The 12,067-nt window shown below is 61.0% G+C and carries 11 protein-coding genes; 7 read left to right on the top strand and 4 right to left on the bottom strand.

The genetic code is table 11. The features are described 5' to 3' along the window. Positions 1–53: 53 nt before the first annotated feature. Positions 54–482 (top strand): hypothetical protein, encoded by a 429-nt coding sequence (locus tag IV109_RS06580; RefSeq protein ID WP_296693995.1) that lies wholly within the window; start codon positions 54–56, stop codon positions 480–482. Between the two features lie 29 nt (positions 483–511). Here the strand turns inward: IV109_RS06580 and IV109_RS06575 are convergent, their stop codons facing one another. Beyond that, entirely contained in the window at positions 512–1,618 is a 1,107-nt protein-coding gene (locus IV109_RS06575; protein ID WP_296693991.1) for an NADH:flavin oxidoreductase, read from the bottom strand. Between the two features lie 172 nt (positions 1,619–1,790). Here IV109_RS06575 and pbpC point away from each other — a divergent pair, with 172 nt between their 5' ends. After that, a complete protein-coding gene (gene pbpC, locus IV109_RS06570) occupies positions 1,791–4,007 on the top strand; it encodes a penicillin-binding protein 1C (RefSeq protein ID WP_296693990.1) in 2,217 nt (738 codons plus the stop codon). Here pbpC and IV109_RS06565 read toward each other — a convergent pair. Continuing rightward, positions 4,004–4,903, bottom strand: a complete 900-nt coding sequence (locus IV109_RS06565; RefSeq protein ID WP_296693988.1) for a LysR family transcriptional regulator — start codon at positions 4,901–4,903, stop codon at positions 4,004–4,006. The two genes, pbpC and IV109_RS06565, sit on opposite strands and share 4 nt — an antisense overlap. Positions 4,904–5,095: 192 nt before the next feature. Here IV109_RS06565 and IV109_RS06560 point away from each other — a divergent pair, with 192 nt between their 5' ends. Continuing rightward, a complete protein-coding gene (locus IV109_RS06560) occupies positions 5,096–5,737 on the top strand; it encodes an NAD(P)H-dependent oxidoreductase (protein WP_296694304.1) in 642 nt (213 codons plus the stop codon). Between the two features lie 66 nt (positions 5,738–5,803). On the opposite strand, the gene IV109_RS06555 is transcribed toward IV109_RS06560, so the two are convergent. Both IV109_RS06555 and IV109_RS06550 read right to left on the bottom strand, forming a co-directional pair. Further along, positions 5,804–7,072, bottom strand: coding sequence for an HD domain-containing phosphohydrolase (locus tag IV109_RS06555; protein WP_296693985.1), 1,269 nt, complete (start codon positions 7,070–7,072; stop codon positions 5,804–5,806). 70 nt (positions 7,073–7,142) lie between these two features. Continuing rightward, positions 7,143–7,688, bottom strand: coding sequence for a carboxymuconolactone decarboxylase family protein (locus IV109_RS06550; RefSeq protein ID WP_296693981.1), 546 nt, complete (start codon positions 7,686–7,688; stop codon positions 7,143–7,145). Positions 7,689–7,810: 122 nt separating this feature from the next. Between IV109_RS06550 and IV109_RS06545 the strand changes: the two genes are divergently transcribed. The 4 genes from IV109_RS06545 to IV109_RS06530 all read left to right on the top strand — a co-directional run bounded on the left by IV109_RS06545 (position 7,811) and on the right by IV109_RS06530 (position 12,026). Beyond that, entirely contained in the window at positions 7,811–8,704 is an 894-nt protein-coding gene (locus tag IV109_RS06545) for an AraC family transcriptional regulator (protein WP_296693977.1), read from the top strand. A 10-nt stretch (positions 8,705–8,714) separates the two neighbouring features. Continuing rightward, positions 8,715–10,688, top strand: coding sequence for an ATP-binding cassette domain-containing protein (locus tag IV109_RS06540; RefSeq protein WP_296693974.1), 1,974 nt, complete (start codon positions 8,715–8,717; stop codon positions 10,686–10,688). An 82-nt stretch (positions 10,689–10,770) separates the two neighbouring features. After that, positions 10,771–11,439, top strand: coding sequence for a hypothetical protein (locus tag IV109_RS06535; protein WP_296693971.1), 669 nt, complete (start codon positions 10,771–10,773; stop codon positions 11,437–11,439). 14 nt (positions 11,440–11,453) lie between these two features. Beyond that, positions 11,454–12,026, top strand: coding sequence for a hypothetical protein (locus tag IV109_RS06530; RefSeq protein WP_296693969.1), 573 nt, complete (start codon positions 11,454–11,456; stop codon positions 12,024–12,026). Positions 12,027–12,067 lie beyond the last annotated feature (41 nt).

Here is a 12,067-nt window from a genome sequence, read left to right as displayed (position 1 = left end):
CAACTCCAAATGGTTCAGGATTCGGTTTGACTCTTCTGAAGCGAGAACCCAAGATGGCCGTCCAATCTCTACCCTCACTGCTGGCATCGATAGCCGCCGCCAGCTTCCTGCTCGGATGTCAAACCAGTGCGCAGCGGGCCGATCAGCAAGCGCCTTTTGGATCGATGGCACAGATCACGGCCATCTCGCCCGACACAACCCAGGTGCTTCGCGCGGGTCAGCCAGTGAAGCTGAAGCTCGACGTCAGCTATGTTCTGACCGCCACCTCCGCAACGCTCACGCTGGTCGTGCTGGCTGCAGACAATTCGGGCATTGCCCAGGATTTCAAGGTGCTTTCCAGGGGCAGCGGGCAGTCCACGCTGGAAGCTGAATTCAAGGTACCCAACACCAGCACCATTCGAGTGTTCACGCCGCTGGTTGTGAAAGGACAGACCTCCACTTCGCAAGCCGATGGCAGAGCATTCAACGTGATTTCAGATTGAGGGTACCGAGTCAACAACAACGCGCTGGTTCACACCAACTCTGCAAGGGCAGCGGGTGAGTAGTCGGACAACTCCGACGTGCGGCCATCGCGCACTTTCACGGCCCAATCGGGGTCGCTGATCAGGGCACGGCCCACGGCCACCAGGTCGAAATCGCCCCGGTCAAAGCGGCGCAGCAGTTCGTCCAGTGAAGCCGGTTTGGAGGTTTCGCCGCCCATCATGGAGGCAATGAACTCGCCATTCAAGCCGACCGAACCCACGGTGATGGTGGGGCGACCGGTCAGTTTTTTGGCCCAGCCGGCAAAGTTCAAATCAGAACCTTCAAACTCGGGCTCCCAAAAACGGCGCTGCGAGCAATGGAAGATGTCGGCACCGGCGTCGGCCAGGGGTTGCAGCCAGGCGGCCATCTCGTCCGGTGTCTTGGCCATTTGCACGGCGTAGTCCTGCTGCTTCCATTGCGAGAGACGAATGATGATCGGATAGTCCGGCCCCACTTCAGCGCGCACTGCTTTCAAAATGTCGGCAGCAAAATGCCCGCGTTGCACCAGATCGCTGCCGCCGTAGCGGTCGTCGCGCAGATTGATGCTGTCCCAGAAAAACTGGTCGATCAAATAGCCGTGGGCACCGTGCAATTCGATGGAATCAAAGCCCAGGCGCTTGGCGGCACCCGCGGCGCGGGCAAAAGCCGCAATGGTGTCGGCGATGGTCTCATCGGTCATGGGCTCGGTGAACTTCTTGCCGGGCGAGGAATAGCCCGAGGGAGAATCCCACGGCGCTGGCGGCTGCCATTCGCTGCGCCGGTTGCGCACTGCGCCGACGTGCCACAGCTGGGGCGCCATCACACCGCCTGCGCCATGCACCGTGTTGATCACGTTTTGCCAACCGGCCAGCGCGTCGTCACCCCAGAAGCGGGGCACGTTGAAATCATTGGACGCGGCCGGCCGCTGCACCACGGTACCCTCGGAAATAATCAGTCCCACCGCGGCGGCGGCGCGCTTGCGGTAGTACTCTGCCACGGCTTCTGTGGGCACACCGCCCGGCGAAAAGGAACGCGTCATGGGCGCCATGACGATGCGATTGGGCAGCTTGAGGGTCTTGTGGGTGAACGGCTGAAACAGCGGGGCAGCAGTGGACATGGACTTTTCCAGACAAAGAAGATGGCAACAGAGCCGTTCAGTCTATGGCGAAAGTACGGGAAGCCACCCAGCGGAGTGTCGCGGAGGTGATTTCTGCGCGATGCAGGCGTACGATCCCACCCTTATGTCCGCAACTCCTTCGCATCGTGCGTGCACCGATTCATCCTGGCCGATGAAGCCACTTGACCAACGTGCAACAGCCAGCAAACTGGTTGCTACGCTATTGATAGCTGGATGGGTAATTTCCGCGGGGGCATCAACCACATTTGACGCTGTAAAGGCGGGCTACCAGCCCTCTGACACGCTGATCCTGGACCGCCATGGCGAAGTGCTGCACCGCTTGCGCACCGATGCAACAGTGCGCCGCGGCCAATGGGTGGCTCTGGCTGACATCTCCCCTGCCCTGCGCACAGCCCTGGTGCTGTCGGAGGACAAACGCTTTTACGAACACAGCGGGGTCGACTGGCGCGCCGTCTCCAGCGCCGCCTGGGGCAATCTGTGGAACACCAGGACGCGTGGCGCCTCCACCATCACCATGCAACTGGCCGGGCTGCTGGATGAGGACTTGAAGCGTGGCAGCGGCGGGCGCAGCGTGGTGCAAAAAGTCGGCCAAACAGTCTCTGCGCAGTGGCTGGAACGCACCTGGCGCAAAGACCAGGTGCTGGAGGCTTACCTGAACCTGCTGCCCTACAGGGGCGAGCTGGTGGGCATTGATGCACTCAGTCAAACCCTGTTTGGCAAAGCCGCCCACGGCCTGGACAGCCGCGAGGCCGCCGTGACCGCCGCCCTGGTGCGCGCACCCAACGCCCGGGGGCCGCAGGTGACGCAGCGGGCCTGCAGTGTGCTGAAAGCACTGGAGCCGCAAACCAAGGCGGTGGACTGCGACGGATTGGACCTGTTCACCAGTGCCGCGCTGCAACGACGCGACTATGCGGCCAGTGTGGGCATCGCCCCGCATGTGGCGCGGCAACTGGTGCGACAAACCGCGCCACGCAGCACCCTCAAGACCACGCTGCGCGCCCCCTTGCAGCGCTTTGCGGTGCAGACCTTGCAGCAACACCTGCGCGAGCTCTCCGGCCGCCATGTGGAAGACGGCGCACTGGTGGTGCTGGATAACGCCAGCGGCGAAGTGCTGGCCTGGGTCGGCTCGTCCGGCGACCTCAGCAGCGCCCCCGAGGTGGACAATGTCACCACCCTGCGCCAGCCCGGCTCCACGCTCAAACCATTTCTGTATGCGCAAGCCATTGCCGAGCGGCGCATCACCGCAGCCTCGCTGCTGGAAGACTCGGGCACGCAAATCCAGACCGCGGGCGGCCTCTACATCCCGCAGAACTATGACCGCCAGTTCAAAGGCTGGGTGTCGGCACGCACAGCGCTGGGGGCCTCACTTAATGTGCCTGCCGTACGCACACTGGTGATGGTGTCACCCGATGCATTTCAAAAGCAATTGGTCGCGTTGGGCATTCCCCTGAAGGAAAGCGGCGATTACTACGGCTACAGCCTGGCACTGGGCAGCGCCGAGGTGTCGCTGCTGGCGCTGACCAACGCCTACCGCGCACTGGCCAACCACGGGCACACCGGCCCTACGTCACTGGCATCACCCACGCCCCACAACAAGCCTGCCAACCCAGCAACCCAGCACCCAGCCCTGGACCCCCGCGCCGCCTTCATCGTGGGCGATGTGCTCAGTGATGCCAACGCCCGCGCCCGCACCTTCGGTACTGACAGCGTGCTGGCCACGCGCTTTTGGACTGCGGTGAAAACCGGCACCAGCAAAGACATGCGCGACAACTGGGCCATGGGCTACTCGCAACGCTACACGGTGGGCGTATGGGTAGGCAACGCCAGCGGCGCGCCAATGTGGGACGTGAGCGGCACCACCGGTGCCGCACCCATCTGGGCAGCGCTGATGAACTATCTGCACCGGACCCAGACCAGCCGCGCGCCACAGCCCCCGGGGGGCGTGGTGCAGGCACCCGTGCAGTTTGCGGCGGCAGATGCAAAAACGGGCCGACAGGCGCCACTGGAGGCCGCCCGCCTGGAGTGGTTTCTGCAGGGCACGCAGCAAGCCACATTCGCTATCAATTCAGGAGCTGATGAAGCATTGAACGCAAGGGCCAGAGGTCAAATAAGGTCCCCGACCAGCGGCACCATCATCGCCCTGGACCCCGACATTCCACCGCATCGACAACGCGTGAGCTTCCAGGCAGAAGGCAGCGGATTGCGCTGGCTGATGGATGGCAAGGTGTTTGCCAAGGGCGCATCTGCGCAATGGCTGCCCTGGCCGGGTCGCCATGTGGTGCAAATCACCGACACCCAAGGACGGGTGTTGGATGAAGTTCGGGTGGAGGTGCGGGGAGCGGGGGTGAAGTCTTCCGCCAAGCCTTAAGACCGTTCACCAAACCGCTTCGACTGCAAAAACTCCACAAACGTGGCCGTGTTCAGCGCCAGCCATTGACGCGCCGGGTACACCGCGTAGATGGGCGGGCCTGGCGGGAGGCTGTAGGTCGGCAGCAACTCGACCAGGGCGCCACTGGCCAACTCCTGCTCCACCAACAGCCGGTCCAGCAGCGTGATACCGGCACCACTGCTGGCGGTAGCGACCAGCGCCATGCCATCGTTGATACGGATACGGCCCTGCACGCGCACCAGGGTAGTCGTGCCGCCCAGCGACAAGGGCCATTCGTCGTACACGCGGTTCTCGCGGGTCCACAGCAGGCATTCATGGTGGGCCAAATCCTCTGGCGTCAGGGGCGCACCCGCACGCTCCAGGTACGACGGCGCTGCCACCAGCACGCGGGGGTTGTCCGCCAGTTTGCGCGCGACCAGCGTCGAATCCTCCATTTGCGCCACGCGGATGGCCACGTCGATCTGCTCGGCGATCAGGTCGCTCAGCCGGTCTTCCACCAGCAGTGTCACCTCGACATGCGGGTAGCGGCGGGTGAACTCGGTGATCAAGGGCACCAGATGGCGCTGCCCCAGCGGGCGCGGGCACGCTATCCGCAGCGGACCGCGAACCTCCTGCTGAAACTGGCCGGAAATCTGGGCCACGTTACTCAGTGCGCGATCGATCTGCTGGGCCTCCAGCAGCACCACTTTGCCCACCTCCGTCAACGTCAATTTGCGCGTGGTGCGCTGAATCAGTCGCGCACCAAGATCGGCCTCCAGCCGGGCCAACTGACGCGAGATAACCGACTTGCCACACCCCAGCCGGGTGGCCGCCGCACTGATGCTACCGGCACTGACGATGGCTGAAAAAGCGGTCAAAAGTTGAGGATTCAGCATGCGCAGCACCTTATTGTTGTTGAATAAGCAACTCAATTGTGCTTTATTGGGTCTTCTCAAGCAACGTTATTGTCTCTACATTCGGTACAAGCGCGTGAAACGCGATCCAACCCTCAATTCAAGGAACTCTGTATGACCAACTCCGCAACTCTCGCCCCGACGTCGAAAACGGCACCGGCCACCGCCCAGGAAATGCAATCGGACGCGCTGATCGAGCGCCTGCAGTGGCGTTACGCCGCCAAGAAGATGGACCCAACCAAGGCCGTACCCCAAGCCAAAGTTGAGCGGATTCTTGAAGCCGCACGACTGGCACCCACCTCCAGCGGCTTGCAGCCCTACGAGATCTTTGTGGTCACCAACACCGAAGTGCGCGCACGCATCAAGCCGATTGCCTGGAACCAGGGACAGATCACCGACGGTTCGCACCTGCTGGTGTTCGCGGCCTGGGACGACTACACGGTCGAACGCATCAACATGATGTTCGATCTGACCAACACTGTGCGCGGCATGAAGAACGAAGGCTGGGAAAACTACCGCAACATGCTGCTGGGCATGTACCCGCAGCGCGGCGCCGAGGTGAATCACCAGCACGCCGCGCGTCAGGCCTATATCGGCATGACCGCTGCAATGGTGGCCGCCGCCTTTGAAGAGGTGGATTGCACGCCCATGGAAGGTTTCGACGCCAAAGCGCTGGACGAAATCCTGGACCTGCGTGCGCGCGGCCTGCGCAGCGTCGCCATCCTGCCACTGGGTTACCGCGAGTCCGACAAGGACTGGCTGGTGAACCTGACCAAGGTGCGCCGCCCACGCGAGCAGTTCATCACGGAAGTCTGATCACACCGGGGGGCACAGACGCCCCCATGAAAATGGGGCCTGGGCTGCCCTGGTCGTATGGCCATCCTAGCGCGCAGGCTCCAGCAGCACCCCCCGCCACAGCGGCTCGATCCAGGTTTTTTCAAGCTCGCCCAAGCGCTCCGCCAAGAGCAGGCATTCTCGCTGAAGCTGGGTCAGGCGCTGCTGCAGTTCTCTGTGGGCCAGTTCCAGCTCGAACTCCTCCAGCGGATTGAGCTCGGCAGCGTCCGCACCCCAGAAGCCCAAGGCATTCCAGGCCACACGCAGTCGCGTCAGTCGAAACCATGCGGTGTCGACAATGTCCAGAATGGGGCCATCCCGCCCCTGTGCCTTCAACGTTGCCTTCAACACATCCGTCTGCTCGATACGCTGGTCAATGTGATCCAGCAGCGAACCTTCCAGAGGGAGATCAGAGCTACGGTCGGGCAGCAAGGTCTCATCAACGTTGCGTGTGAGATTGCAGACGAAACTGGTCCAGTTGGGATCAAACTCGCCGGGGACCACACGCAATGCAAAACTCGCACGCGTGATCGGCGCGTACGGTGAACGCACAATGCCCAGAGTAGTTTCCACCACGGAGAGCAGGCGGCCCAGTGCCGAACTGTTGTGCTGATACAGGCGCGCAGGGTAACCCGACCCGTTGACACGCTCGTGGTGTTCTCCGATGGCAAGGCACAACTCCTCCGGGTAATCCGTGGTGGTGCTCAGCAACATCTGCGCCATCCGGGGGTGCACGATCAGGTGCTTGTGGGTCACCAGGTCCATCGGCCCTTCCAGATCCACATACTGGGGGTGAATGTAAACCTCACCAATATCGTGCAACAGCCCGCCCAGCATGGCCAGGCGCACGTCCACCGCATAGGTAGGCCCGTCGGCGGCGGCGCCAGCCAAGGCCATTGCGGCTACCGCATGCGGCAGGCTGTCGGGGCGCGTGGCCAATGCGGTTGTCAGCAGCAACTGCGCCACCGAATGCAATGGCAGCTGCTTGAGGTTTTTCATGAGCATGGGAGCCCAGGGGCGCAAGGCCATGCCCAAAGGTGAATCGCCGTCCAGGAAGCCTTGCAGATCTTCCTGCAAGCTAAAGAGTGTGACGCCATCTTCCACGGCAAGGCAGGCTTCAAGGGGGTGCTTGAGTTTGCGGTTCAGCAGGCGGTGCTGCAAGGAAGACGTTACTGGCTGGCCCTTGGCCCAGAGTTTGATATCCCGAATGTCAACAATGTCCTGGGAGGCAATGATGGAAAAACGCTCACCCGCTTTGATGATGGCACTAAGCACCTCGGCATTAGGTTCATTGCCATGGACCTTGACGCTTTGCATTGCAGCCTCCCGCTCGGTTGTCGTTGAATTCGTTTCAACATTCTGGCACGAATACCCAAGCTGATGCAGGTCAGTCCACCGGCTTGAGTTTCACCGGGGGAAAGTCCACCGGCACATCAAACGCCACATTGATGTAGTTGGTGAACAAGTTCAAGGCCACATGGGCCAGGATTTCAACGACATGCTCATCATCAAAACCCACAGCGCGCAGTGCCTGCACATCGGCATCGCTCAGTTGCGCTCTTTGACTCACCACCTTGAGCGCGAAGGTCAAGGCCGCCGCAGTCCGGGGGTCTTTGGACTGCCCGGACTGAGCGTCAGCCAGTTCCTCTGCGGAAACACCTGCGCCCTTGCCCAATGCGGTATGGGCCGCCAAACAGTATTCGCAGCGGTTGCGTTGCGCGATCGCCACCGCAATTTGCTCGCTCAGCTTGGCGTCCAGAATGCCGGCACCCAAGGCCCGGAAAGACCCGGCCATGCTCTGCAGGGCAGCGGGCGAGTTGGCAGCCGCCTTGAACATATTCGGTGTGGCGCCAAAGGCGGCCTGGATCTGGTCCAGCAGCACCTGGCGTTCGCGCGTGGTTTGGGCGGGGTTGATGAGTTGAACACGTGACATGTTGGTTTCTTTCAATGGCGTTACGAGAAGCCGTGCAAAAGTGCACACGGCAAGTTTGCGAGGAAGGCATGTACCATTAGTATCATTTCGTATATTTTTCGTATCTATTCGTACAAAATCACATGATCAATGCGTCGTCTGCACCGATTGATCGGATCTCCGCCCTGCTGGCACGGTTTCGGGTTCGAGCCCACTTGTTTCACTCGGGGCCTTTGTGCGGCGTGACGACCTACGCGGCCGCGCCGGGACGCGGTTTTTTGCATGTGCTTCGCCGCGGCGAGATGGTCCTCACACACCGCAAGGGTGCCGGGCTGTTGCGCCGGATAGAAGTACGCGAGCCAACGCTGCTGTTTTATCCGCGCCCCATGGCACACGAATTTCACAACGCACCCTCGGAAGGCTCCGACTTCACCTGTGCCGCACTGGACTTTGATGGCGGCAGCAGCCATCCGCTGGCGCGCGCACTGCCCGCGCTGGTGCTCTTGCCACTGCGCCAGGTGGAGGGTCTGGAGCAATCTCTGGCCTTGCTGTTCGCTGAAACCGACCGGGCTCGCTGCGGGCATCGTTTGCTGGCAGACCGTTTGTTCGAGGTGGTGCTGCTGCAGTTGTTGCGCTGGCTGCTGGATCACCCTGCTGAGAGCGGCATCGCGACCGGCCTGCTGACGGGGCTGGCCGATCCGGCACTGGCCCGCGCGCTCACAGCCATGCACGAGGGACCAGGAGAACGCTGGACGCTGGAAGGCATGGCGGCGCAGGCGGGCATGTCGCGCAGCGCATTTGCGACCAGATTCAAGGCCGTGGTGGGCGAAACGCCCGCTGACTACCTTTCAAACTGGCGCATAACGATCGCCCAGGCACAGTTGCGCAACGGCCGCTCGGTCAAATATGTGGCCGATGAATTGGGTTATGCCAACGCGTCGGCCCTGTCGCGGGTGTTTTCGCAAAAAGTGGGGCTGTCACCCCGAGGCTGGCTTGACTCGGTCAAGGGCAGCAGCCATCGGCTGGACAAGGGATAATCCTGCCCACATGGCACTTATCACCTTACTTGACGCCCAGCTGGCTTATGGGCACGTTGCCCTGCTCGACCACGCTGGTTTTTCCCTTGAAACTGCCGAACGCGTCGGCTTGATCGGACGCAACGGCACTGGCAAATCCTCCATGCTCAAAATTTTGGGCGGTATGGAGAAGCCCGATGACGGCTCCGTGCAGGTCCAGAACAACATCCGTATCGCCTACGTCGCGCAAGAACCCGCGCTCGACGCAGAAGCTACAATTTTTGTAGCTGTCAGTGCAGGTTTGGCAAGGGTTATTGGCCTGATTGAAGAATACTGCCAAGGCCATGGCGATCTGGATGCCATGCAGAGCGAGATTGAAGCACTGGACGGCTGGAACTGGGAACAGCGGGTGAACGAGACCCTGCACCGCCTGCATCTGGACCCTGATGCGATCGTCAGCACCTTGTCCGGCGGCACCAAAAAGCGTGTCGCCCTGGCCCAGGCACTGGTCGCACAACCCGATGTACTGCTGCTGGACGAGCCCACCAACCACCTGGACCTGGACTCCATCGAATGGCTCGAAGGCCTGCTGGTCGAATTCAAGGGCAGCATCATCACCATCACCCACGACCGCTCCTTTCTGGACAACGTGGCCACCCGCATCGTGGAGCTGGACCGGGGGCAATTGCTCTCGTATCCCGGCAACTTTGCCGCCTACCTGCTGCAAAAAGAAGAGCAACTGGCGCAGGAAGCCGTCATCAATGCGCGGGCCGACAAACTGCTGGCACAAGAAGAGATCTGGATTCGCAAGGGCGTTGAAGCCCGGCGCACCCGTGCCCAGGCCCGCATCGTGCGCTTGGGTGAGTTGCGTGCCAAACACCAGGCACGGCGCGACGTGGTGGGCAGCGTCAACATGGATGTCAGCAGTGGCGACAAGAGCGGCAAGCTGGTGTCGGAGATGACCCATGTCACCAAGACCTTTGGCGATCGGACCATCGTGCGCGACTTCTCCGCCACGATTCTGCGCGGCGACAAGATTGGCCTGTTGGGTCCCAACGGTGCTGGCAAGACCACCTTGCTCAAGCTCATCCTGGGTGAGCACAAGGCCGACCCCGCACCCGCCAACTCGCCCGCACCCGAACCCGGCCACAGCCCCTGGGGCACGGTGCGGCTGGGCGCCAACGTGACGGTGGCCTACTTTGACCAGATGCGCAACGCGCTGGACCTGGACGCCACGCTGGAAGACTTCATCAGCCCCGGCAGCGAGTGGATCGAAATTGGCAACCAGAAAAAGCACGTCAAGAGCTATCTGGGCGACTTTTTGTTCTCGCCGGCCCGGGCCAATTCGCCCGTGCGGTCTTTGAGCGGTGGCGAACGTAACCGCCTGCTGCTGGCACGTTTGTTTGCCCGCCCTGCCAATGTGCTGGTGCTGGACGAACCCACCAACGATCTGGACATTGACACCCTGGAGCTGCTGGAAGACCTGCTGCAAAGCTATGACGGCACGGTGTTCCTGGTGAGCCACGACCGCACCTTCCTGGACAACGTCGTCACCAGCACCATCGCTTATGAAGGTGATGCCAAATGGCGCGAGTACGAAGGCGGCGTGAGCGACTGGCTGACGCAGAGCAAGCGCGCCAACGACATTGCTGAAGGCAAGGGCCAAAAAGGGTCCAAGCCCTTTAATTTCGGGCGTGATCAGCTAGCAAAAGCAGAGCAAGCCACACCACCTGCGCCCGCACCGGCTGCCGCAGCAACGGCCCCTGCGGTCAAAACCCGCAAACTCAGCTTCAAGGAGCAGCGCGAACTCGATGGCCTGCCCGCCACCATCGCCGCACTCGAAGCCGAGCAGCAAGGCATCAACGAAGCACTTGCGGATGGCAGCCTTTACGGCAGCGACAGTGCACGCGCCATGCAGCTGGCCAATCGCAGCACGCAGATTGATGACGAACTGATGGCCGCGCTGGAACGCTGGGAAGAACTGGGCAAGCCCGTCAGCGTCTAGCAACAATGTGACAGCCTCCTGGAGGCTCGCGGGCGGATTGGCTCGACGGTACGCCTGCCTCACCGACTCGCCAGCATCAACGATGGCTTACCATACCGGCCATTTAACCCAATGGAGCCTTGGCATGCTGAAGTCGACAAAATCACATTTTTTCCATCACAGCACCTTGCTGCGTGTCGCCCTGGCCGCACTGACGACATTGCTCATCACCGGCTGTGCCACGCACTATGTAGACACAGCACTCAAGGACGTGCCACCGGAAAAGGTCATCAAGGTTCAGTCGCCCAAGCCGGTCCAGTTTTTGTTTGAGTTCCAGACCAAAGGCGCAACCAATGCACGCGCAACGGAGCAACTAAAAATCAAGGCAACAGAGCTTGTCCAGCGCAGCGCACTGTTCTCACAGGTCGGATCCGCACCTGTCGCCAGCGGTTCCGTCCTTAATATCGTCGTGAATAACGTGTTGCTCACCGACGACGCCGCAGCGAAAGGCTTTGTGACCGGCCTCACCTTTGGGCTGGCCGGCAGCACCGTCACAGACGGCTACATCTGCACGATCGACTATCTTCCCGGCGGCGCTGCGCCAAAAATTTCCAAAACGGTTCGTCATGCAATACATACTTCGCTAGGCTCCGCTGGTGCGCCTGTCAACGCACCAAAGTCGGCCTCGATTCAAGAAGCCGTGGAAACAATGCTTCGTCAAATCATCAGCAATGGTTTGAACAACCTCGCATCCGACCCCTCCTTTAATTGAACAGAAAGATTCCCATGATTCGCACCGTTCTATTGCTGGCCATGCTGGTAGGCAGCCTGGCGCTGACAGCTTGTGGCCAGATGGCTCTGAGTTATCAGCCCACAATGAAAAACCTGGAGGCATTGAGAACCTCCAGCATGGCACCGGTCAATGTCGGCAAGTTCTCCATTGCACCGGACAAGCCCGTCAGCATGGACCAATCGGTGACTGCCAGGGCGACCACGGTTGTATCGCCACACAACAATTCCTTCGCCTTGTTTTTGAAAGATGCACTCATTCAGGAGCTGCAGGCAAGCAACAAATACGATGCGAATTCCACGATCGTCGTCAACGGCTTACTCACAAAAAGCGCTCTGGATGCGTCTGTCGGCACTGGTAGAGGCACCCTGGCTGCCAGTTTTTCAGTGACCCGTGATGGCAAGCCCGTGTACAACAAGGAACTCGAAGAAAAAGCCGAGTGGCCCTCGGCGTTCATCGGGGCGGACGCCATCCCAACCGCCATCAATGAATACACGAGTCTTTACAAAAAGCTGCTGGGCAAGCTGTTCGGCGACAGCGACTTCAGGCAGGCCACACAAGTCAAATAAGGGCGACTCCATCCTCATCACTCCTAGCGTGCCAGCAGCAA

Origin of the sequence: Rhodoferax sp., from assembly GCF_018780565.1 — a bacterium.
Taxonomy (GTDB): Bacteria; Pseudomonadota; Gammaproteobacteria; order Burkholderiales; family Burkholderiaceae_C; genus Rhodoferax.
This window is presented reverse-complemented; position numbering and strand designations above follow the sequence as displayed.

What these genes read in the sequence shown, in the direction of transcription:
- IV109_RS06565 (WP_296693988.1), bottom strand. Translation starts at nt 4,903, where the DNA reads ATGCTGAATCCTCAACTTTTGACCGCTTTTTCAGCCATCGTCAGTGCC.
- IV109_RS06575 (WP_296693991.1), bottom strand. Translation starts at nt 1,618, where the DNA reads ATGTCCACTGCTGCCCCGCTGTTTCAGCCGTTCACCCACAAGACCCTC.
- pbpC (WP_296693990.1), top strand. Translation starts at nt 1,791, where the DNA reads ATGAAGCCACTTGACCAACGTGCAACAGCCAGCAAACTGGTTGCTACG.
- IV109_RS06540 (WP_296693974.1), top strand. Translation starts at nt 8,715, where the DNA reads ATGGCACTTATCACCTTACTTGACGCCCAGCTGGCTTATGGGCACGTT.
- IV109_RS06530 (WP_296693969.1), top strand. Translation starts at nt 11,454, where the DNA reads ATGATTCGCACCGTTCTATTGCTGGCCATGCTGGTAGGCAGCCTGGCG.
- IV109_RS06555 (WP_296693985.1), bottom strand. Translation starts at nt 7,072, where the DNA reads ATGCAAAGCGTCAAGGTCCATGGCAATGAACCTAATGCCGAGGTGCTT.
- IV109_RS06580 (WP_296693995.1), top strand. Translation starts at nt 54, where the DNA reads ATGGCCGTCCAATCTCTACCCTCACTGCTGGCATCGATAGCCGCCGCC.
- IV109_RS06550 (WP_296693981.1), bottom strand. Translation starts at nt 7,688, where the DNA reads ATGTCACGTGTTCAACTCATCAACCCCGCCCAAACCACGCGCGAACGC.
- IV109_RS06545 (WP_296693977.1), top strand. Translation starts at nt 7,811, where the DNA reads ATGATCAATGCGTCGTCTGCACCGATTGATCGGATCTCCGCCCTGCTG.
- IV109_RS06535 (WP_296693971.1), top strand. Translation starts at nt 10,771, where the DNA reads ATGGCTTACCATACCGGCCATTTAACCCAATGGAGCCTTGGCATGCTG.
- IV109_RS06560 (WP_296694304.1), top strand. Translation starts at nt 5,096, where the DNA reads ATGCAATCGGACGCGCTGATCGAGCGCCTGCAGTGGCGTTACGCCGCC.